This is a genomic window from Paenibacillus sp. CB74 (genome assembly GCF_055687625.1).
In genome coordinates, this window is record NZ_CM146009.1 from 2,814,987 (window position 1) to 2,837,261 (window position 22,275).

Below are 22,275 nucleotides of genomic sequence, written 5' to 3' on the forward strand. Positions count from 1 at the left end.
TGAATGTACGGCCTCCGATCCCCTTTTATTTCGTTCTGCCCTTTAGTTTATATACATAAGCTAGCACTTCGGCTACCGCTTGGAACAAATCGGCCGGTATGGCGTCACCAATCTCGGCTCTCTGGAACAACGCCCGTGCTAACGGCTTGTTTTCCATCGTAATAACACCGTTTTCTTTGGCAATTTCCTTGATTCGCAAGGCGACATAATCCTGACCTTTGGCAATAATCTGTGGTGCCTCCATCTCGGAACCTTCATACTTTAATGCAACTGCAAAGTGAGTTGGGTTCGTAATGATTACATCCGCATTAGGTACTTCCTGCATCATACGCTGCATAGCCATACGACGCTGACGTTCCCGGATTTTACCTTTGATCAGCGGGTCACCCTCCATTTTTTTGTACTCATCCTTAATGTCCTGCTTGGACATACGGATCTTCTTCTCATGATCATACTTCTGATACATGTAGTCAAATATCGCAAGTATCATCAATGCCACTGCAATCTTGATACCAAGACTTAAAGTGATCGATGCTGCGAAATGCAAAATAGCATCCAATGAAAAATGAGAAAGTGAAGCAATATCTGACTGGTAGCCCTTAATTGTACTGTAAACGAGATAACCGATAATCGACATTTTTAAAATGGATTTAGCAAATTCCACTAATGAGCGAAGAGAGAAAATATTTTTGAATCCTTTAATCGGGTCCAGTTTCTCAAGTTTTGGCTTCAAACCTTCCCCTACAAGAAGAAAACCAACTTGCATGTAGTTAACGATCAAAGCAACCAATACCGCACCCAGCAAAACGGGAGCGATCAATAACAAAACTTCAATGCCATAGCGCATCATAAGCGCCATCACATTCCCTCCGGTGATATCCATACTCAATCGATTAATGAAGATATCTGTGAACAGACGAACTATACGTTCTTTATAGAAATTGCTGAATATCATCATGATCAAAAACGCGAACAGAAGAATGGATGCGCCAGATAGTTCAGCGCTTTTGACAACCTGTCCTTTTTTTCGTGTATCCTGTCTCTTTTTCGGGGTAGCTTTCTCCGTCTTCTCCCCTGAAAACAACTGGAGGTCGAGTTGAAGTTTCATCCGTGTCTTTTCCTCCGTTTCACTCAGCTGGGCCTTTGTCCAATGGTTCCAAGCAATTTTTCCATCGATCTGAATATCGCTTCGAACAATTGACTAAATACAAAGGAGAAACTGGGAACCAGCAAAAGCAAAATAGCAAGACCAACGAGTAACTTAAGCGGCAATCCGACTGCAAATACATTAAATTGAGGAGCCGTTTTGGCCAAAAAACCTAATCCAACATCCGTCAAAAACAACGCAACTACAATCGGAGCCGACATCTGAAAAGCCAGCATAAATGATTGACTTAGAGTTTGAATCAAAAATTCAGCAATACTTCCATCTGCCAACCGCAGGAAAAACAAATTCGATAATGGTACCCACCGGTAACTGTAAACGATCGCATCCAGCAAATAATGGTGTCCATTCATCGTCAGAAACAGAAGCATAGCAAATGCATACTTCAAGTTTCCCGTAAGTGGCGCAGAAGCACCTGTCATTGGATCGTATACATTTGCCATACCAAAACCGATCTGTAGATCGATAAAGGTCCCTGCAGTCTGAACAGCCGTCATTAACAGATAAGCCACAAAACCTAAAAGCAGGCCTATTAGAATCTCTCTGATGATGAGCAAAATATAGCTCAGGTCTGTGGGTACTGTCTGGTCTACGCCGTAAATCAGATAGACAGACAAAGTGACAAATGCAGAGATACCAATTTTAACTGAAGCTGGTACATTTCGAGCCGAAAAAACCGGCGCAGTTACAAAAAATGATGTGATTCGACAAAACATAAGCAGAGCGACAGGGAAACTTTGCAATAATGTCTCCATCTGCTAAAGTCTACCCTATGTATCTGTATAGATTATCGAGAATGTTAAACGTAAAATCGACCAAGATATTCAAAATCCAAGGTCCAAACAAAAGTACCGCCAAAAGTACGGCAACAATCTTTGGCACGAAAGCTAATGTTTGTTCCTGAATTTGGGTTGTCGCTTGAAAAATACTGATTGCAAGTCCTACAACCAGAGCTAGTATAAGCATGGGTGCACTGGCCAGCAATGACGTGTATACCGCTTTCCCGGCCAGACCGATAATAAATTCCGAAGTCATGACCGTCCTCCTTTAACTTTCCGGATCAAGTGTTAAAACTCAGTAACAGTGACTTGACAACCAGATACCATCCGTCCACAAGGACAAAGAGCAGTATTTTGAAAGGTAATGAGATCATGACCGGCGGAAGCATCATCATGCCCATTGCCATGAGTGTACTCGCAACAACAATGTCTATAACCAGAAACGGAATAAAAATCATAAATCCCATCTGGAATGCTGTCTTCAACTCACTGATTACATATGCCGGCACCATAACAGTAATTGGGATATCCTGATAAGTCTTGGGTTGTTCAGTCTGATTGTACTTCATAAACAGCAGAAGATCTTTTTCTCTGGTGTGACTAAACATAAATTTCTTTATCGGATCCGCTGCTTTTTCAAGTGCCTCGGTTTGCGTAAGATCTCCCTGGAGATAGGGCTGAAGCGCTACCTGATTTATGGAAGACAACGTTGGCGACATAATGAAAAGTGTCAGAAATAGCGCCAAACCGACCAGCACCTGATTGGGTGGCATTTGTTGTGTACCCAAAGATGTACGTACAAAACCTAGTACAATCACAATCCGAGTAAAACTGGTCATCAGCACAAGCATGGCCGGAGCAATACTAAGCACCGTAATTAACAGTATAATGGACAGTGAACTCGTGCTTGGTGTCCCTCCATCTCCGTTCCCAATCTGAATATCAATATTCGGAATAGGTTCGGCAAAGGCAACCGTTACAGATGCCAGACTGATAAGTCCTAATAAACAACACGCTAACCAAATCTTTTTCTTCATGAATCCCTCGACCGATCTGTAGTATTGTCTTTATCCAGGAGCTTTTCCATCTTCTCTTTACGGTTAGGCATCTGCCGAAGTTTGGATTCAAACATTTCGTGAAAAGAAGTTGTGTCCTCTAGTTCCATTTCCCTCGGCGGTTCTTCTCTACGGAAACGTTTTGTCAGCTTGGCAATGAGAGGTGAGAGATTACCTTGTTGTGAAGCAGCATCCCGTTCGAAGGAATCAATGATTCTTTGCGCCTCTTCCAGGTCCGAAACCTTATCTATCAACTGGATGTCTTCACCTACACCAAGCAGATATACAACGCCACCAATTTCCATAATTTGCAGCGACTTGTTTTGCCCCAGTCCAACCCCGCCCAGGGTACGAATCGTGCCATGACGTAACCACTGCTGATTCCGTTTGTTTAAGAACCGGATCAGATAGACAATAAGGGCCAGGATGACGGCCAGGACAACAATCACCCATACAAGCTGTAAATAATAATTGGTCCCCGCGCCAGCTCCTCCTGGTATATCACCCTGAGCCATCATCATGTCTCTTAAACGCCCAGTGTCTTGCTAATCGCTTCGATAACCCGATCAGATTGGAACGGTTTAACGATAAAGTCTTTGGCACCTGCTTGAATAGCGTCGATTACCATCGCTTGTTGACCCATGGCCGAGCACATAATCACTTTAGCGTTAGCATCAATCTTCTTGATTTCTTTCAAAGCTGCAATGCCATCCATCTCAGGCATCGTAATATCCATTGTGATCAGATCCGGACGAAGCTCTTTAAATTTCTCAATGGCTTGTGAACCATCCTGTGCCTCACCAACAACCTCATATCCATTTTTGGACAAAATGTCCCGGATCATCATTCTCATAAATGCAGCGTCGTCTACGACTAAAATTCGGTTTGCCATCTTGATTCAAGTCCTCCCTAAATTGTGCTTATTGTAATTTCTGAATTCGGTCCCATTGGCTAACGATATCTATAACACGAACACCAAAGTTTTCGTCTATAACGACAACTTCTCCCTTGGCGATCAGTTTGTTATTCACCAAAATATCGACAGGTTCCCCGGCTAACTTATCCAGTTCGACAATCGAACCCTGTGACAGTTCCAAAATATCTTTAATTTGCTTCTGGGTCCTTCCTAATTCTACGGTGACTTTAAGGGGAATGTCCATCAATAAATTCAAATTGTTTTCGTCTACCTGACCGTACGCCCCATTTTGTAAATTGGCGAATTGAACTGGTTGTACGTTAACATTCCTATTTGGCATTCCACCATAATGTTGAGGTGCACCGTAAGGTTGCTGCGGTGGCATGCCATACGGCTGCTGTGGCGGCATTCCTTGCGGCATCCCCATCGGAGTCTGTCCATATCCGTTATAGTCCTGAACAGGCTGCTGAGGAGCCTGTGGAGGCTGGTGGTGTTGAACGGGCGGCTGCTCTGCCACTGGTGGTGGCGTTGCGGGTACGGGTGCAGGTTCAGGTGTTGATGCCACTGGTGCGCTGGCAGTTGACTCCTGAGCACCTCCAATCAACATATCTACCATGTTTTTGGCAAAATGCACTGGAAGCAACTGCATCAGATTGGAATCAATCAGATCCCCTATTAACAAACGAAATGAAACTTGGATAAGAGTCTCATCTGCCGGGAGATTACTTACACCTTCTCCACTCTCCAGATTGAGAATATCGATTCCCGGAGGAGAAATATTCACAAAACGATTAAAAATCGTGGACATTGAAGTTGCAGATGAACCCATCATCTGGTTCATTGCTTCCTGTACTGCACTAATATGGATTTCGTTCAGTTCTTCATCGACCGGATTTCCTTCGCCACCCAGCATCAAATCAGCGATGACTTGAGCATCTCTCTTCTTGATAACAAGCGAGTTAATGCCTTCAAATCCATCCACGTAATTCACATGAACGGCAACATGCGGCTTGGGAAAGGCTTCTTCAAACTGCGTTCGACTAATAATAGAAACTTTAGGTGTTGTAATATCTACTTTGAGGCCCAATAGCGTGGATAAGGCTGTTGCCGCGCTACCAAATGTAATGTTACCAATCTCCCCCAAGGCATCCTGCTCCAGCTCGGTCAAAAAATCATCAACTGTCTTTTCAGCGGGCTCCGAGCTGTTTATCGACTCCGATTGCCTGAGCAAAGCATCGATTTCTTCTTGGGATAAATAATCCTTACTCGTCAAATTCTTCAACTCCTTCGGTGACAATCTCGTCTATTTGCACAGCCACACGGTCCTTGATTGTCCCCGGACTGCCCATGTATTTCAGTTTGTCACCCACTTTAATGGAAAGTCCCTCATCCACTGGTTTGTTCAACGTAATGACATCACCAACGGACAGACCCAGAAATTCTGCAATTGAAATTCTGGATTCTCCCAATTCCGCAACGATGGGTAATTTGGCTTTGTTCACACGCTCTCTTAAAGCATCATATTCTTCCGGAGCTCTGGTTTTCTTCTCCGAAACAAACCACTGATGAGTTGACAACCGTGACATAATAGGTTCAAGAACGACATGCGGTATACATAGATTGATCATGCCTGTCGTGTCACCAATTTTGGTGCTGAGCGAGATCAGAGCAATCGTTTCATTGGGAGATACAATCTGCATAAATTGCGGATTGGTCTCGAGCGCTTCCATCCTTGGGGAAATATCCAACACGGTCTTCCATGCTTCCTGCAAACTTTCAAATGCACGGCTGAATATTCGCTCCATGATGGTCGTTTCAATCTCCGTCATCGATGCAATCTTTGTCGGAGCACTCCCCGTTCCACCAAGCAGGCGATCCAACATCGCATATCCCACGTTCGGATGGACTTCCATCACCATTCTTCCCTGTAGTGGCTCCGCTTCAAAAATGTTCAATATCGTCATCTTAGGAATAGAACGGATAAACTCATCATAAGGCAACTGTTCGACCTGAACGACATTGATTTGAACGAACGTCCGCAGTTGGGCTGAAAAATAAGTGGTGAGAAAGCGTGCAAAGTTTTCATGAATACGAGTCAAGCTTCTGATATGGTCTTTGGAAAAACGCACTGCCCGCTTAAAATCGTACGATCTGATTTTCTTCTGAGTTTCTTCCTTCTTCAATTCTTCCGCATCCATCTCACCAGAAGAAAGGGCTGCTAATAGGGCGTCAATCTCATTTTGTGATAATACATCCACCATGTTCTCACCCCCTTACAGGTCTACAGCGTGTTCTGTTCATTTACATTGGCGCCATTACAAAAGCTGAAAAACTGGTGCTGCTCAACTTACCTTCAGGTAAAGCTTCATTAATTAGTCCGGTCAATCTCTCATTAAATTGTACTCGACCCTTCGCTGTAGCCAGCTCCTCAGACTTTGTATCCGCAAACGTCTGAATGATAATAGGCTTCACTGTAATTTCTTTAATTTTCTCAAAATCTTCTTTGGCTGTTTTGTCTGACAACTTGAATGAGAAGCTGACAACTACAACATGATCCGTATCAGCCAAGTTGGTTTTAATTTCTCCAAGCTCAGAGGAAACCTCTACAATCTCATCCGCAGTCATCTTCTTTTCTGAAGCTGCCGCCGTATGTGTGTCGTCCTTATTCCCGTTCTGTCCTTGCATAAATACAAACACAACCACCACAATGAGTGTTATTGCAAGCAACATCGTTGCAAGCCAGGGCATCATTTTTTTCATCAGGATTCCTCCGTTTGCTGCACTTTAATAGTGGCTGCCTGAACCCCGATTTCACGGTTGTAATCTTTAATCTTGGAAATAACGTCATCGGCTTTTTCAAGCACAATCAGTCTCTTTCCAGTTACCAGAGTAATATACGTATCCGGCGTCTCTTCCACTATTTCAACCATCAGCGCATTTAACCACATGGGAGAACCATTTAACCGCGTAACCGAAATCATGCTAAGCCCCCTTGATCAGAGTGGGAGGAGCAAGCTCCCCCACATTTTAAAAAAATTCATTAATCAGCTATTAACGTTTCAGGTTAACAACTTCCTGAAGTATTTCATCCGACGTTGTAATGATCCGGGAGTTGGCCTGGAATCCACGCTGAGCTACGATCATCTCAGTAAATTCACCAGTCAAGTCCACGTTTGACATTTCGAGCTGTCCAGCAATGATCGCTCCTGTTCCGTCCTCAGCACTGTTTGCTGTCAATGGTTCCAGTGCCCCGTCCGGATTCGCGTTAGCTGTCATACGGTACAAGTTGCCCCCAATTTTCTCAAGACCTTCTGGATTGACAACTTTACCTATTCCAATCTGTGGACCTGCTTCAATCGTTCCATCTGCCATAGTCTGGTTAATCGTTCCATCCTGACCAATCGTAAAGGAAACGACGTCGTCTGGAATGGTAATATTTCCACCACCGTTATCCAGAACGAACAATCCATCCGATGTCAAAAGGTTACGCGCAGCATCCACGTGGAAGTCCCCAGCACGAGTCAGGTAGGGCACTTCCTGATCTTCACTCAAACGTACCAAGAAGAATCCGTCTCCATTAATCCGAAGATCTGTTGGATTATTCGTTGTCATTGGGCTACCTGCCAGATGCAGCGTATCAATCGAACCTACGGATACACCAAGACCGATTTGTTTCGCATTGACACCACCAGATGCATCTCCAGGGGCAGTCACCCCCGCCGTCGTTTGGCTCATAATATCTTTGAACATAACCCGACTGCCCTTGAAGCCAACCGTGTTTACGTTCGCAATATTGTTACCAATTACGTCGAGTTTTGTTTGAAAACCCCGCATCCCGGAAACGCCTGAGTACATTGATTTCAACATTTTTAAAAATCCTCCCAGTCTTCATTTGGTTACCGCATCAGTCGGTCAGCGGCATTCCGGCTCCCGAGAAGGGCCAGCCGGTCAAGAAATGATTACAGCACTATCAATCTGAGTGAACACATTATCCTTCATGCTTTCACTATCCATAGCTGTAACCACAGTACGATTTTTGACATTGACGATAAAAGCCATATCCTGCATTAAAATCAATGACTCTTTGGCTCCTTTGGCAGCAGCTTTGTCCAAAGCAGAACCAATCTGTTCCATTTGCTCGGTCTTGAGCTCAATACCTCGCTGTTCCAATCGTTTGGCAGCATGATTGCTCAATTTCAGAAGATTGTCTTCCAGCACCTTGGCAAAGGGTTTTTCCGGGACAGCCGAAGATTCTCCCGTTTTGGGTCTTTGAAGCATATTCGGTGTAATCGGGCCTGCATATAATTGTCCAACCGTTATGCGATCACTCATATCGTTTTCCCGCTATCTTCCGTATCACCCGGTTCAGCGGATGATTCAACTTCCTGGCTCTCGTTCGTTTCAGGGGCTACGCCTTGAACGTTCTGTACCGGAGTTTGACTCTCTTCTGCCTGTTTTGGATAATTCACCTGAATGATCTCATCCAGCTTAATCTCGTCGTTGCCCACTTTTGCGTATTGAACACCATCTCTTACAATGATGGAATCCACAATACCCTGACGAAGAGTTCCGTTGTCATCTTTATTAGAAGAAAGCCAACTTACCTCCATGCCAATCATGCCGGATACAGCACCAAGTGACTGGTTCAATGTTTTAAGCTGTGTAGAAATATTGACCAGTTGCTCCACGGAGCTGAACTGTGCCATTTGAGCGATAAATTCCTTATCCTCCATCGGCTGCATAGGATCTTGATTTTGCAGCTGGGTAATCAGGATTTTTAGAAACTGATCTTTGCCCAATTCTTTTGTTGCAGCACTTGTGGTTGCTTTATTGGCTGCCGAATAATTCGGCCAGGTATTATTCATTGAAACAATTTCGTTAGCCATTTGCTCACCTCATTTCTGTTTAAGCCTCTGCACTAAACGTATCTCTCTGTAATTCATTTCCATCGACTTGTTCGCTACGCCAGTTACGCAATTCTTCCTGAATTCCTGCTGTAGCTATAGCATCATCCGATTGTTCCTCACGCTCACGCGAACGGCGTTGTTGCTGAGAATTACTTCCCGGCTGACGGCCTCCGTCCTGATACATCTGTGATCCGATTGAACTGTTCTGGGTAACCTCAAGTCGTTCCACTTGAATTCCCTGGGCTTGAAGTGAAGAACGCAGCTGTGTCATTTGCTGTTCAAGCATGTCTTTGGCCATCGTATGTTCAGTCATAAACCGTGCAACCAACTGCCCATTCTGCAAGGTGATTTGAACATCCAACTTCCCTAGGTGCTCAGGCCGCAGTGAGATGGTCGCCTCGGAAAATCCTTTTTGCTGCACAATATCCAGCTTGTTGACTACAAATTGTGTCATTTCTTTGGCAAACTGTGATGTTTGCATTACAGGTTCAGCCGGTTTCCCTGCTGTTGTACCTGATGAACGCAAGGACAGTTCTCCCGCAGTAATGATCGTTGAGTGTTCGACTTCTCCACCTGCATTCGAAGCAGATGTCGTCTCCGTCTCATCTTTCACCTGGCTTCCAGTGTTTGCCACTGCCGCAACAAGAACCTGAGGTACGACCAAATCCTGTTTGGGTGCTTGAAGTGAAGTACTTGGAGCGACTTGTGCAGTCTGATCCTTAACTGCAGTCAATGTTTCCAGTATGGATTTCAGTTGAGTCCATCCTTTGTTATGGCTAGTATCCACTCCAGCCTCTTGAAGCTGACCCTGCAGAGATTGTAGTAGTTGCTTGAATTCCGGAGCGTTCTTCGCAACGTTACTCTCAGGATCATTCATTCCGGCTACTAATTGTGTAAGCATATCCTGCAGAACAAAACGTACTGCTGCCGGATGTTGGGACAGTTCAATTGCAGGTACTGTATTTATGCTTTCCGCTCCGTTCGAAGGTTCGTCGGAGCCTTCCGCATTAGAACCTGAAGGATTACTTAATTGTGTATACATCTGTTGAATCAGAGTTTGTAAACCTGCAAGTAGAGCTGGATCATTTTCCAAAGCTTCGTCAAGTGAATCCAAGTCCGTGAACAACGAATTCAGTATATCCGTGATTGATGTCGCTTCCCCTTCTTCATTCGCAGCAAAGGAAAACATCAGCGGATTAGCAGTTAAACTTCCAGCAGCGCTTGAACTATCACCTTCTGTGTTTCCTCCAGATAACGATTGTGCAAGAGTTTGGAGAAATTCACCGCTAGCCCCTGCAGCTGAACCTTTCGATTGTGCTCCAGTCGCCTGACCTGTTCCCGTTGCTTTTGCAGATGCTGTGGATGCCATTTGATATACAATCGACATTTATTTTCACCTCCTCTCGGTTAGTTCAGTGTAATGAGATCTATTTGTTGCCCATTAATCTGTTCAAAATTTTTGCAGTTTCAACCGAGTCCTCTGAAGACATGTTCTCAAGCAATTGAGAGCGTGTTGCATCATCTACCGAATTCAGGATGGTCAATGTTTTATCAGGACTTAACTTGTATGTTTCCAATAATAACTTGGCACCACTTGAAGCAGACATCGAAGCAAATGTTTGACTAAGCTGATTTTTATCCAGGTTTTTGCTTGTCGTTGTGGATGCAGTTGAAGTTGCTGCGGTTTCCTTCTTCAATCGGGATTGCAGTGCATCCAGTGCCAGATCGCCGGACGGTTTGGCATCCTTCATCATCATGGTCACATCGGCTGCTGTTTTCGGATCCATCTTTTCAAGCACCTTGGTCCGAGCAGATGATTGCATGGCATTCAATAACAAAACCATTTCTTCATTCGTCATATTTTGCAGGATCGGTGCAGCTTTGCTCGGGCTCATATCAGCATACATCTTTGCCAAATCTTTGATTTGCTTTTGATAATCGGATTCCGTTTCAGGCGCTGCCGCTGTTGCGGTTTCAGCCGCTTTTTCCGCATCATCCAACTTTTTCTGAAGCTCCGTTGCTTTCTTCGCTTCGGTGGTTGTCGCTGCCTGTGCTGCTTTGAGCTCTGTTTCTTTAGCCGTCACCTGGGACTTCAGCTTTTCGATTGTGGCTTCAGCACTTTCAACCTGCTGCTCACTCTTCTCCAGCTTTTCTTTCTCTGGATCCAGTACAGGATCAGGTACCCATTCCTTGACTACCGGTATTTTGTTGGCGAATTCAAACAAGTTATTACGAATATCTACATTAAATAGGGTAAGTAATACACCTAGCAATACTACGGTGAATACAATCGGGATTGAAATCATGAGAAACTTTTCCCAACCGCCTCCCGACTCTTTTTCCATGTCGCTATCATCTTTAACAGCCATCGTTCATTCCTCCTTCACGAGACAACTTCGCGTCCGGCTCACATCAATTCGCGCGTCCGGCTTTGGCAGCGAAGCGTACAGTAGCCATCTCGTCCAGATCGTTCTGTTCCCGGAGGAGCATCTCCTGCTGAAATTTGATTTTGGCCTTGTCTCTCGCTCCAAGCCATACTTTTTCGTCAATCATCTTACCGTTGAGAAATGTCTGATTCCGCTGCACGTTGACCTGAGCATGTTTAACATCACTGTTTTTGCGTGAAATGCACTCGTCAAGGTGATGTACATAACGCTGCATCTCCTGCAGACTGTTTACAGACGCTTTATTTTCCGTAGCAGATTGGATAATGGCGACCAGATTACTTCTGTCATTAAGAAGTTGTATCAGATGTTCTTCCTCCGTCTGAAGTTTACCGATCGCTGTGGATAACATCCATTCTGCCTGTGTTTTTTCATTACTCTTCAAGTCAACAACTTTCTGGAAATGATATCGAAATTTCATCGTTTACCCATTCATCTCCTTGCAAATTCAAGAATCAAACGTTCCTGCACTTCACTTAAGGTGACTTTCTCGTCGACTTTCTGCTTGGTAAAGTTCCATATACTATCAATCTGGTCTATCGATTCATCTATGGCTGCATTTGATCCCCGCTGGTAAGCCCCAATATTGATCAAATCTTCCGATTCTTTGTACACAGCCATCAAACGTTTCATATTATTAACAGCTTCCAACTGCTCTTCCGGAGCAATATCCTTCATAACACGACTTATGCTGGCTAGCACATCAATCGCTGGAAAATGTCCTTTGTTCGCAATGGATCGATTTAACACAATGTGGCCATCCAGAATACCCCTTACCGCATCCGCGATCGGTTCATTCATGTCATCACCATCAACCAGCACCGTATAAAAGGCTGTAATCGAGCCTGTAGGTCCTGTACCCGCTCGTTCAAGCAGTTTGGGCAAACTTGCAAAAACCGATGGCGTATATCCTCTCATTGCCGGAGGTTCACCTACGGCCAGACCAACTTCCCTCTGTGCCATCGCATATCGAGTGACCGAATCCATCATGAGCATCACGTTCATTCCACGATCTCGGAAATACTCTGCAATCGTGGTCGCAATAACTGCTCCCTTGATCCGAATCAGAGCAGGCTGATCTGAAGTTGCAACAATGACTACGGAGCGTTCCAGTCCTTCCGGACCCAGATCCCGTTCAATAAAGTCGCGCACCTCACGTCCACGCTCACCCACAAGCGCGATGACGTTAACATCCGCTGCTGTATTACGAGCAATCATGCCCATCAATGTACTCTTACCAACACCAGAACCAGCAAAAATGCCCACACGCTGTCCCTTACCTACAGTCAGCAATCCATCGATAGCTCTTACACCAACACCCATCGTTTCAAGTACACGTGGACGATCCATTGGATTGACCGGAGTATTGGAGGTGGAGTACATTGGCATTCTTGATGGAAGGAGTGAGCCGTCCAGCGGTTGTCCAAGTCCGTCCAATACTTTACCGAGCAATTCGGAGCCCACCTGAACACCCAGTGGCTTGCCCGTACCTACTACATCGCAACCAGGACCAATGGATTGAAGTTCACCCAGCGGCATAAGCAACACTTTGTTATCCCGAAACCCAACGACTTCGGCTTGAAGAGGCTTGGCCGATTTACCTGGATAGATATAACATACGTCACCGATACTTGCATCTGGCCCTTCTGACTCCACCATAAGACCAATGACCTGAGTAACTTTGCCGTTAATACGAACAGGATCGAATTGCTTCAAATGTTCCATATATCGCTGTGAACTAAGAACCTTCATGTTGATTTCTTCGCTCCTCATCCTCAAGTGCTATGCGGACCAGTTCTTTTTTAATCTCAGCAAGCTGTGTATCAATTCTCGCATCTACACTTCCGAACGAAGAACGAATGACACATCCCTTATCTTTGACTGTTGAATCAGGCAAAATCTGCAGTTCTGCCTGAGAGTCAATAGACAGAGACAATTCTTCACGAGCTGCCTGTACAAATGTAAACTGATCGGGCGCCACACAAAGTGTGATTAACCCCTGCTCCCGTTTACGTGACAAACTCTGACGAATCAATTCCAGTGTATGATCAGGTTCAATGGTAAGTTGCTTATCAATGACTTTCTCAGCAATCCCGCAAGCGAGATCCACAAGGAACGGTTCGGCTTCCTGAATGATCTGATCTTTAGCTACATAAGCTTCCTTGAGTACTTCCTGAGCTTCAATCATCATCTTATCGATCTGCACCTGGAGATCTACTTCAGCTTGTACTTTTCCTTCTTCAAAACCCTGTTGGAAACCTTGTGAACGAAGCGCTTCGGTCAGATGTTCATCCTGTTGTCGTTGTTCCTGCCACCAGCTGTCGATCTGTTCACGGGCTTCTTGAAGCATGCGCTCTGCCTCTTCTGAAGCTTCACGTACTTGCTTTTCTGCAAACTCCTTGGCATCTTCCAGCATTTCTGCGGTAAGACGTTGTGTTTCTTCGTCCACGCGTGCTTGAAGCGTCTCTGCTTCAGAACCTTCAGCACGATCACCGGATAATTCCGTCTCAGACTCTTCGTCACCACCATAATGATGATGGTTTTCAAGTTTTTTGTGGTCATCAACGGGTACATACTGGAAAGATTTAATCAAATTAGACAATGATATCATCTCCTCCACCGCGTGCGATAATGATCTCACCGGCTTCTTCCAATCTGCGTATCGTGCCTACAATGCGTGTCTGAGCTTCCTCAACATCACGCAATCGCACAGGACCCATGAACTCCATCTCTTCTTTGAATGTTTCGGACATCCGCTTCGACATGTTCCGGAACACCGCATCCCGAACTTCTTCGCTTGCCACCTTGAGTGCGAGTTGCAGATCAGCGTTGTCGATATCACGAATAATACGCTGGATAGAACGATCATCCACATTGACGATATCTTCGAATACAAACATGCGTTTTTTGATTTCCTCTGCAAGCTCCGGATCCTGAATTTCAAGCGAGTCCAAAATGGTACGCTCTGTACCACGATCGACTCCGTTCAGAATCTGTACAATCGATTCAATACCACCCGCATTGGTGTAATCCTGGGTTACGGTAGAAGATAACTTCTGTTCCAGAACTCGCTCCACTTGAGAGATGACTTCTGGCGAAGTACTATCCATAACCGCCACTCGGCGAGCAACATCTGCCTGCTTCTCTTGTGGCAAAGATGATAGAATCGCTGCAGCCTGTTCGAACTGAAGATAAGAGAGAACCAGCGCGATCGTTTGCGGACTTTCATTCTGAATAAAGTTCAAAATTTGATTCGGATCCGCTTTGCGTGCAAAGTCAAACGGTCTGACTTGCAGTGTAGCTGTCAAACGGTTAATGACTTCAAGTGCTTTTGATGAACCCAGAGCTTTCTCCAAGATTTCTCTCGCATAGTTGATACCGCCCTGAGAGATATATTCCTGCGCCAGACAGATCTGGTGAAACTCGGCCATAATCATGTCCTTTTCAGAAGAATCAACCTTGCGAACGTTGGCAATCTCCAACGTTAATTGCTCAATCTCTTCGTCACGCAGATGTTTGAAGATCTGAGCCGACACTTCCGGACCTAATGTAATCAACAAAATTGCTGCTTTTTGTCTTCCAGTCAAACCTTGACTGCTTGCCTTCGCCAATGCGTTCACCTCTATTCGTCAGCCAGCCATGTACGCAGCAGATTGACGAATTCGTCTGGCTTTTTCTTGGCCAAACTCTCCAATTGTTTGCGCACCTGACTTTCGTTCGTTACACTGTCCAGCGTAATGGACGGGAACTCTGTTGCTATTGGAAGAGGAATCTCTTCTTCTTCGACTTCGTTTTGTTTGCGGCGACGGCGTACTAACAAAATAACAACCGCTGCGATCAATGCCGCTATGAGTGCGCCTCCGCCCCACATCATGGCTGGGGACAACTGGAAGCCTGTATTTGCTGTTGATGCAGCCTGGAACCCTTGTGACATGACTGAAACTTTCTTTGTCAGATCAGCGTCACTTATTACAGTGCCTGAGTCTGCCAATGAAGCGCGCACAATGTTAACCAGAATGTTCTCAATCGCGTCTTGAACAGGTCCCTGTAATTCTGTTTCTCCATCCGGTGGTTCAACTGCAACGTTAATGGTTAAGTCTTTTACAGTATACGGACTGGAAATAATATCCTTGGCGATTCGATTAACATCGTAGTTAATAGTACTTGATGATTCTTCTGAGGTGGAGTTACCTGTTGCATCAGATGATGGATAACCAGGAACTTCCTCTTGTCCTGTGCCAGCAACACCACCAGTTGGGTTGCTTGCCCCAGTGTAGCTCTTTTGAATCTCCTGCACACTGATCTCGATGCCTTTCATATTCTCTACATCAACAGGTGTGACCAGATTTTCTTTGCGTGTTTCTTTATCAAAATTAAGCTTGGAGGCTACCAACACATTAACTTTGTCTTCGCCTACAATCTGGGAAAGAAATTGCTTTACGTTATTGCGGACATCGTTTTCAAACTTTTTCTGTAAAGCCATGTTTTCTTGAACTTCGGAAGACAACCCGCCACTGCCACCACGGGCAGTTGGAATCAATTCTGCTTCATCTGTGTTTGTAATGGTGATGTTCTCAATAGGCAGATTAGGAATTGCAGTCTTAACCAAGTTAAAGTAGCCATCTACTGCTGCCTGATTTGGGTGATACCCCGGTTTAAATTGGAGAGCTACCGATGCTGATGCTTTGTCCTGTTCTTCTAAACCGGCAAAAATGTTATCTTTCGGCATATTCACCAGTACTTTAGCATCCTGTATGCCTTGCATCCGCTGAAGTAACTGTTCTACTTCTCCGTTTATAGCGTTGTTGTATTTTACATCAAACTCTTTATCCGTCATCCCAATGGGGGATGATGACTCCTCGAATGACTTATACCCCAATGAACCATTCTGAATAATCCCTTGAGATCCGACATTCACCTTTGCAATTGCAACACTTGTACTTGGTACGGATATGGTCTTGCCATCTGAACTTAATTTGTATGGAATGCTGGATGAATCGAGATAACTGATAACGCCCGCTGAATCACTTGCATTCAAGTCTGTAAAAGCAACTTCATATTCGGTCTTGGACAATTGCATCGTGAGTACAACTGCAGCCAAAATCAGAAACAGGAAGGTGGATATAAATAATACTTTTTGCTTTTTGCTAAAACTATTCCAATACTGGGATGCCTTATCCCTGTACTGGGCAATTCTCTCATTCACTCTGTCACCCCATCCGAAACTTTGCTTAGTCTGTCCTTACTCAACCTTAGCCGTTCCACAGGTTGAGGATCAGGAGCAGCATCGCAGCTGCTTTGTTGTAATGATCAGCGCTATTATCGAAGCGCAAGTAGGTTATCTTATAATTGCGTTCGCATAACTTCCTGGTATGCTTCGACCACTTTGTTTCGGACTTGAGTTGTGAGTTGTAGACTTAACAAGGCCTGCTCTGAAGCAATCATCACCTGATCCACATTCGCTTTGCCGACCAAAAATTGATTAGACATTTCATGCGATTGAGTCTCTTGTGCGGCGACGGACCCTAATGCATTCTGTAAGTATGTACCGAAGCTCTGAATGGTTTCGGCTGGTGTAGAAGGCTTACTTTCGGTTGCATTCTTCATCTGTAGCGGTTGTATACCTTGTGTGCTAAACATGTTGTTCTGAATCATTAATGTCCCTCCCCTTCATCCCTGGTTTGTATCTTTCTTATTTTTATTTCGAAGTAAATTATCTTCCAATCTCCAAAGCTTTGGAGATCATCGCTTTGGTTGAGTTCAGTGCTGTCACGTTTGCTTCATAGGAACGCGAAGCAGAGATCATGTCGACCATTTCTTTTGCAATATCCACATTAGGCATAAATACATATCCTTCAGCGTTGGCATCTGGATGAGTAGGGTCATACACAGGCTTCAATGGTGACTGATCCTCACGAATCTCGGTTACTCTAACACCATCTCCTGAGCCGCTACCTCTCATCTGATTTTGCAGCATCGTACCGAATGACGTTTTATTCGGCTCAAGTACGACCATTTTGCGTTTGTAAGGAACCGCTTCTCCATTGGATACGCTCGCGCGCGTCGTCTCTGCGTTGGCAATGTTAGAAGATATAACGTCCATTCGCAACCGTTGGGCCGTCAATGCTGAGCTGCTAATACTAAAGCTATTACTAATGTTCAATTTAGGTTATCTCCCTTCCACGCCAACACGCATCATTTTAATTTGTTCGCTCACTTGCTGAATATAAGCGTTATAACGCAACTGATTCTCCGCCAGAAGACTCATTTCTCTGTCGATATCGACATTATTCTGGTTGTTATTCATGGATGTTGACTGGTCCATATTAACTACTGGCGTTGGTACGGAAGAGGAAGGACCTATGACAAAATGCCTTGCATCAGTGACTTTACCTTTAAGAACAGGCATATCTCCATTCATTTGCCCTTGCAACATTTCTTCAAAAGAAACGTCTGAGCGCTTGAAATACGGGGTATCGGCATTCGCGATGTTGTCAGCAATCGTTCGTTGTCTGATATTGGACGCATCGAGTGCACCCTGCAATCTTTTAAAGCTGATATCATTTAAAAGATTCACAATCCCCCTCCTCTCTTTAGAAGTTATGGAAAAACATTGAATATTTCACCTTGAAAATTCTTATGTTTTTTCGACAAAAACATTCGTCTTTACACGGTTTTCTAGGACTTAAGTAGAATTAACTCTGATGTTGTCGTATAACATAAGTTTCTTCGAGTTTGGGATTTATTACAATAAGAAAAAAGCCCTATCTTTTCTGAAAGACAGGGCTTTTTGTGTATTTTCTGCAAATTATGAATTTTTTCGTAAATGTTCAGTCCCAAAACAAAAGTCTGTTAATACTCTTCCTTATTGTCCTTAAACATTCTTAAAATAAAAAAATACTTTCAAGTCCCTACAAGAGCGTATAGCGCTCGTTATTATGTGTATTTCCGAATATTTCATCGTTGTTAATGTTAGAATTTTTTGCCGTTATACTAAGGGTTTACGTGCATTATCATAGGTATGCATATAAAGCTGTATCTTAATCAATTGACAAGTTATGTTTCAACAATTAAGAAAACTCGACTTTCCCACACAACACTTTCTTAACAATTAAGCAGAGTCTATATATTTTAATCTCAAGAAAATAAATTGTAACTTCACAGTTTTCTATAATTCATCATTTTGCGCATTTACGCAACATTTACCAATCTATCGACTAAACCGATAACCAGACTTGGAATAAGTAGAATTCTTTTAATGGTAATCATTGGATACAGATACGACGAGTAACGACCACTCCGATAGGTTTTAATTCCGTATACATGCGGCACAAGTCCTAGGTTTTGTCGATCCGTTAACAACCCCACCTCTTTTATCGGTTGTAACACTCAAATCCTTTAGATGGAAATAAAAATAAACGATATGCATACAGTAAGAGACTCTTGTGATTCGTAAAAGGATTGCTACCCTTTGTCGATCTCGCAAATGTACTCTACTCTCGTGCATACCGTTCATATATAGCATCATTTTAACATTTCATTGTTAAACCCTTGTCACAGGATATACTGACTTAAATCACGATCAAGCGCAATATCATTCAATTTCTCCCGGACATACTCTGGAGTGATCACCATACGTTCCAGTGTAAGCTCGGGTGCCTCAAAGGACAGATCCTCCAAAAGCTTTTCAAGAATCGTATGCAATCGACGAGCACCTATATTTTCTGTATTTTGATTCACGGATTCAGCCAATTTGGCAATCTCGCGAATCGCTTCATCCGAGAATTCAATCTCAATATTTTCGGTGCGCAGCAGATCAACATACTGCTTGGTCAGTGCATTTTGAGGCTCAGTCAGAATGGATACAAACTCCTCCAATGTTAGACTGCTCAATTCTACACGAATCGGGAAGCGTCCCTGAAGCTCGGGAATCAGATCAGAGGGTTTGGCCACATGGAATGCGCCAGCTGCCATAAACAGAATATAGTCCGTTTTAACAGGGCCATATTTCGTCATCACCGTAGAACCTTCCACAATAGGCAGAATGTCCCGTTGAACCCCCTCCCGGGATACATCAGGCCCGCTACCGCGTCCTTGACTGGCAACCTTGTCAATTTCATCAATGAATATGATACCTGTCTGCTCGGCCCGGCGAATGGATTCCTGGGTAACATCGTCCATGTCAATCAATTTCCCTGCTTCTTCCTGGGTCAACACTTTGCGTGCTTCTTTAATAGCGAGCTTACGTTTTTTTGTACGACGAGGCAACAAACTACCAAACATTTCCTGCATGTTCATGCCCATCTGATCGTTACCTTGACCAGCAAACATGTCCATCATGTTAGGTGCAGTGTCTTCGACATCAATTTCAATGATGTCATCCTCCAACTTGCCAGATAACAGATCAAACTTGATCTTACGCCGACGCTCCGCAATCCCAGTATCGGGTGCTGGATCATCCTGTTCCTGAGCGTTGTTCCCATTATTACCAAAGATCATCTCAAAAGGATTACGCTGATTCTTGGACTTGGACTGTGAGGGAGCCAAAATATGTACAATTCGTTCATTGGCAGCTTCTTCAGCTTTGTCCTTCACTTTTTCAGTCCGCTCCAGTTTCACCATGCGCAGGGATGTCTCAATTAGATCACGCACCATGGATTCAACGTCACGACCAACGTAACCTACTTCCGTGAACTTGGTTGCTTCCACTTTGACAAATGGTGCACCTACCAGTTTAGCGAGGCGACGGGCGATTTCCGTTTTACCCACACCGGTAGGTCCAATCATCAGGATATTTTTAGGTACAATATCGTCCTGAGTATGCTCAGGCAAAAGGCTCCGCCGATAACGATTACGAAGGGCTACAGCTACCGATTTTTTTGCTTTCTTTTGACCTACAATATACTTGTCAAGCTCTGCAACAATCTGTCTCGGTGTTAGCGCTTGAGTATTCATATTGCTTCCCTCCTACCAGTATGTTGAATTAATTTTACCTAACAAGGACAAAGAATCCCCTAGACGTCCTGGAGCAGATTACGTAATCATGCTCCACTACGGGAGATTTCTTTGGCTTATAGCTCTTCTACAATAATATTACTGTTGGTATATACACATAGCTCCGAGGCAATCTGAAGCGATTCACGCGCAATGTCTTTCGCTTCCAGGTTCACAGCGTGACGTTTCAACGCTCGTGCAGCAGATAAAGCAAAATTCCCACCTGATCCGATCGCAATAACGTCATCATCCGGTTCAATAATCTCTCCACCGCCTGAAATGAGCAACATACCTGATTTGTCCATTACAATCAACAATGCCTCAAGCTTACGCAAGATCCGATCCTGACGCCAATCCTTGGCAAGCTCCACAGCAGCACGCTGCAAGTTACCATGATGCTCCTCCAGCTTACCTTCGAATTTCTCAAACAAGGTGATCGCATCCGCCACAGAACCAGCAAAGCCAGCAACAACCTGTCCACGGTACAAACGTCTTACCTTCTTGGCTGTATTTTTCATCACAACACTTTGGCCCATGGTCACCTGACCATCTCCGGCGATTGCTGCCTTACCATTATGACGAACAGCACAGATCGTTGTAGCATGAAATGACATATCCATGATATCAGCCTCCTCCCACGAATAATTTATACGCGTTCCGGAACAGTTAGACCTTCTGCCGCAGCAAAACTAGTGATACCATCCAGTGCACGCTGTGCAAGAGCTTCATTTTTTTCCTTTTTGTTACGGATTTTCGTTTCAAGCTTCGGCAACAAACCAAAGTTTGCATTCATGGGTTGGAAGTGCTTGAAGTCAGCAGTTGTAATATACTGAGCCATACTGCCAAGCGTTGTTTCTACCGGTAATACCACCAGTTCCTGTCCAAGTGCTGCTTTGGCTGCGTTCATGCCGGCAATAAGCCCTGATGCAGCAGATTCCACATATCCTTCTACACCCGTCATCTGACCTGCAAAGAATAGGTTAGGACGCTCTTTAAACTGATATGTCGGAAGAAGAAGTTTAGGAGAATTAATAAATGTATTACGGTGCATTACACCATAACGGACAAACTCTGCATTTTCAAGTCCCGGGATAAGCGAGAAGACACGTTTTTGTTCTCCCCATTTCAGATGCGTCTGGAAGCCCACCAGGTTATACAGGGTTCCAGCTGCATTGTCCTGTCTAAGCTGAACAACCGCATGTGGTAACTCTCCTGTATGCGGGTTAACCAGACCTACCGGTTTCATTGGACCAAACAGAGCCGTCTGTTTTCCGCGTTTCATCATCACTTCGATTGGCATACAGCCTTCAAAGTAGATTTCTTTCTCAAACTCTTTTAATTGAGCGACTTCAGCCGTAATGAGAGCTTCATAGAAGACATCAAACTCTTCTTCTGTCATTGGACAGTTCAGATATGCTGCTTCACCCTTATCATAACGGGAAGCCAGATACACCTTGTTCATATCAATTGAATCTTTTTCAATGATCGGTGCAGCTGCGTCATAGAAGTAGAAATACTCTTCCCCCATTAGTGCCTTAATTTGCTCAGACAATGCAGGTGAAGTCAGCGGGCCTGTTGCAACAACAACGATGCCATCTTCCGGCAGAGAAGTCAGTTCCTCATTCACCACTTCGATGAGCGGATGCTGGTGCAACGTGGATGTAATCTCCCCTGAAAATCCATCCCGGTCCACAGCAAGTGCTCCACCTGCGGGAACCGCATGTTTGTCTGCTGCTGACAATATAAGAGAATTGAGCATTCTCATTTCTTCTTTTAACACACCCACTGCATTGGTCAATCCATTCGCACGCAGCGAATTGCTACATACCAGTTCTGCAAATTTATCCGTATGATGAGCTGGCGTTTTCACCACAGGTCTCATCTCGTATAATTTTACGCGTACGCCGCGACTTGCAATCTGCCAGGCCGCTTCTGTTCCTGCCAGCCCGGCACCAATAACGGTTACTTGTTGTTCATTCGTCAAAATCATTTACCCCCATAAAGCAATTTCATAT

Annotated in this window: 26 protein-coding genes; all 26 read right to left on the bottom strand. The window is 44.4% G+C overall.

From position 1 onward, the window contains the following. Nucleotides 1-25: 25 nt before the first annotated feature. The gene (gene flhB, locus ACX9NY_RS12400; RefSeq protein WP_342572580.1) at nt 26-1,108 is read right to left on the bottom strand and encodes a flagellar biosynthesis protein FlhB; all 1,083 of its coding nucleotides are present in this window, start codon (nt 1,106-1,108) and stop codon (nt 26-28) included. Between the two features lie 23 nt (nt 1,109-1,131). After that, nucleotides 1,132-1,920: a flagellar biosynthetic protein FliR gene (gene fliR, locus ACX9NY_RS12405; RefSeq protein ID WP_472478718.1), complete on the bottom strand. Its 789-nt coding sequence runs from the start codon at nt 1,918-1,920 to the stop codon at nt 1,132-1,134. A 10-nt stretch (nt 1,921-1,930) separates the two neighbouring features. Then, nucleotides 1,931-2,200 (bottom strand): flagellar biosynthesis protein FliQ, encoded by a 270-nt coding sequence (gene fliQ / locus ACX9NY_RS12410; protein WP_047842485.1) that lies wholly within the window; start codon nt 2,198-2,200, stop codon nt 1,931-1,933. 25 nt (nt 2,201-2,225) lie between these two features. After that, nucleotides 2,226-2,981 (bottom strand): flagellar type III secretion system pore protein FliP, encoded by a 756-nt coding sequence (gene fliP, locus ACX9NY_RS12415; protein WP_315936325.1) that lies wholly within the window; start codon nt 2,979-2,981, stop codon nt 2,226-2,228. Then, nucleotides 2,978-3,514, bottom strand: coding sequence for a flagellar biosynthetic protein FliO (locus ACX9NY_RS12420; RefSeq protein ID WP_339243021.1), 537 nt, complete (start codon nt 3,512-3,514; stop codon nt 2,978-2,980). Before ACX9NY_RS12420 ends, fliP begins: the two co-directional genes overlap by 4 nt. An 11-nt stretch (nt 3,515-3,525) precedes the next feature. Beyond that, the gene (locus tag ACX9NY_RS12425; protein ID WP_017689175.1) at nt 3,526-3,891 is read right to left on the bottom strand and encodes a response regulator; all 366 of its coding nucleotides are present in this window, start codon (nt 3,889-3,891) and stop codon (nt 3,526-3,528) included. A gap of 28 nt (nt 3,892-3,919) precedes the next feature. Continuing rightward, nucleotides 3,920-5,188, bottom strand: a complete 1,269-nt coding sequence (gene fliY / locus ACX9NY_RS12430) for a flagellar motor switch phosphatase FliY (protein WP_472478719.1) — start codon at nt 5,186-5,188, stop codon at nt 3,920-3,922. After that, the gene (fliM, locus tag ACX9NY_RS12435) at nt 5,178-6,176 is read right to left on the bottom strand and encodes a flagellar motor switch protein FliM (RefSeq protein WP_253433786.1); all 999 of its coding nucleotides are present in this window, start codon (nt 6,174-6,176) and stop codon (nt 5,178-5,180) included. The genes fliY and fliM overlap by 11 nt, the downstream gene beginning before the upstream one ends. Before the next feature lie 40 nt (nt 6,177-6,216). After that, nucleotides 6,217-6,675 (bottom strand): flagellar basal body-associated FliL family protein, encoded by a 459-nt coding sequence (locus ACX9NY_RS12440; protein ID WP_339241590.1) that lies wholly within the window; start codon nt 6,673-6,675, stop codon nt 6,217-6,219. Beyond that, on the bottom strand, nt 6,675-6,896 hold the full coding sequence (locus tag ACX9NY_RS12445) for a flagellar FlbD family protein (RefSeq protein ID WP_076208897.1): 222 nt from the start codon (nt 6,894-6,896) through the stop codon (nt 6,675-6,677). The genes ACX9NY_RS12440 and ACX9NY_RS12445 overlap by 1 nt, the downstream gene beginning before the upstream one ends. 70 nt (nt 6,897-6,966) lie before the next feature. Beyond that, nucleotides 6,967-7,782 carry a flagellar basal body rod protein FlgG gene (gene flgG / locus ACX9NY_RS12450; protein WP_339260443.1) on the bottom strand — a complete coding sequence of 272 codons (816 nt, stop codon included), beginning with the start codon at nt 7,780-7,782 and terminating at the stop codon, nt 6,967-6,969. A gap of 81 nt (nt 7,783-7,863) precedes the next feature. Next, a complete protein-coding gene (locus ACX9NY_RS12455; RefSeq protein WP_440390150.1) occupies nt 7,864-8,193 on the bottom strand; it encodes a TIGR02530 family flagellar biosynthesis protein in 330 nt (109 codons plus the stop codon). 50 nt (nt 8,194-8,243) lie between these two features. After that, nucleotides 8,244-8,801: a flagellar hook capping FlgD N-terminal domain-containing protein gene (locus tag ACX9NY_RS12460; RefSeq protein ID WP_339260439.1), complete on the bottom strand. Its 558-nt coding sequence runs from the start codon at nt 8,799-8,801 to the stop codon at nt 8,244-8,246. A gap of 19 nt (nt 8,802-8,820) precedes the next feature. Further along, nucleotides 8,821-10,209, bottom strand: coding sequence for a flagellar hook-length control protein FliK (locus ACX9NY_RS12465; protein ID WP_339260437.1), 1,389 nt, complete (start codon nt 10,207-10,209; stop codon nt 8,821-8,823). 40 nt (nt 10,210-10,249) lie between these two features. After that, nucleotides 10,250-11,191, bottom strand: a complete 942-nt coding sequence (locus ACX9NY_RS12470; RefSeq protein WP_339241584.1) for a MotE family protein — start codon at nt 11,189-11,191, stop codon at nt 10,250-10,252. Between the two features lie 43 nt (nt 11,192-11,234). After that, nucleotides 11,235-11,687 carry a flagellar export protein FliJ gene (gene fliJ, locus ACX9NY_RS12475; RefSeq protein WP_339241582.1) on the bottom strand — a complete coding sequence of 151 codons (453 nt, stop codon included), beginning with the start codon at nt 11,685-11,687 and terminating at the stop codon, nt 11,235-11,237. A gap of 11 nt (nt 11,688-11,698) precedes the next feature. Beyond that, nucleotides 11,699-13,018 (bottom strand): flagellar protein export ATPase FliI, encoded by a 1,320-nt coding sequence (gene fliI / locus ACX9NY_RS12480; protein WP_339241579.1) that lies wholly within the window; start codon nt 13,016-13,018, stop codon nt 11,699-11,701. Further along, complete coding sequence (locus ACX9NY_RS12485; RefSeq protein ID WP_253433768.1) at nt 13,005-13,868, bottom strand: FliH/SctL family protein; 864 nt, start codon at nt 13,866-13,868, stop codon at nt 13,005-13,007. Before ACX9NY_RS12485 ends, fliI begins: the two co-directional genes overlap by 14 nt. Further along, complete coding sequence (gene fliG, locus ACX9NY_RS12490; RefSeq protein ID WP_047842476.1) at nt 13,861-14,877, bottom strand: flagellar motor switch protein FliG; 1,017 nt, start codon at nt 14,875-14,877, stop codon at nt 13,861-13,863. Before fliG ends, ACX9NY_RS12485 begins: the two co-directional genes overlap by 8 nt. An 11-nt stretch (nt 14,878-14,888) precedes the next feature. Continuing rightward, nucleotides 14,889-16,472 carry a flagellar basal-body MS-ring/collar protein FliF gene (gene fliF, locus ACX9NY_RS12495; protein WP_339241576.1) on the bottom strand — a complete coding sequence of 528 codons (1,584 nt, stop codon included), beginning with the start codon at nt 16,470-16,472 and terminating at the stop codon, nt 14,889-14,891. A 137-nt stretch (nt 16,473-16,609) separates the two neighbouring features. After that, nucleotides 16,610-16,921, bottom strand: coding sequence for a flagellar hook-basal body complex protein FliE (gene fliE / locus ACX9NY_RS12500; RefSeq protein ID WP_253433762.1), 312 nt, complete (start codon nt 16,919-16,921; stop codon nt 16,610-16,612). Between the two features lie 58 nt (nt 16,922-16,979). After that, nucleotides 16,980-17,429 carry a flagellar basal body rod protein FlgC gene (gene flgC / locus ACX9NY_RS12505; protein WP_253433759.1) on the bottom strand — a complete coding sequence of 150 codons (450 nt, stop codon included), beginning with the start codon at nt 17,427-17,429 and terminating at the stop codon, nt 16,980-16,982. A gap of 6 nt (nt 17,430-17,435) precedes the next feature. Next, nucleotides 17,436-17,843, bottom strand: a complete 408-nt coding sequence (gene flgB / locus ACX9NY_RS12510) for a flagellar basal body rod protein FlgB (protein WP_339241571.1) — start codon at nt 17,841-17,843, stop codon at nt 17,436-17,438. A gap of 977 nt (nt 17,844-18,820) precedes the next feature. Continuing rightward, the gene (hslU, locus tag ACX9NY_RS12515) at nt 18,821-20,221 is read right to left on the bottom strand and encodes an ATP-dependent protease ATPase subunit HslU (RefSeq protein ID WP_339260435.1); all 1,401 of its coding nucleotides are present in this window, start codon (nt 20,219-20,221) and stop codon (nt 18,821-18,823) included. A gap of 116 nt (nt 20,222-20,337) precedes the next feature. Continuing rightward, on the bottom strand, nt 20,338-20,880 hold the full coding sequence (gene hslV, locus ACX9NY_RS12520; RefSeq protein ID WP_076208907.1) for an ATP-dependent protease subunit HslV: 543 nt from the start codon (nt 20,878-20,880) through the stop codon (nt 20,338-20,340). 26 nt (nt 20,881-20,906) lie between these two features. Continuing rightward, a complete protein-coding gene (trmFO, locus tag ACX9NY_RS12525) occupies nt 20,907-22,250 on the bottom strand; it encodes an FADH(2)-oxidizing methylenetetrahydrofolate--tRNA-(uracil(54)-C(5))-methyltransferase TrmFO (protein ID WP_472478720.1) in 1,344 nt (447 codons plus the stop codon). Between the last annotated feature and the right edge of the window lie 25 nt (nt 22,251-22,275).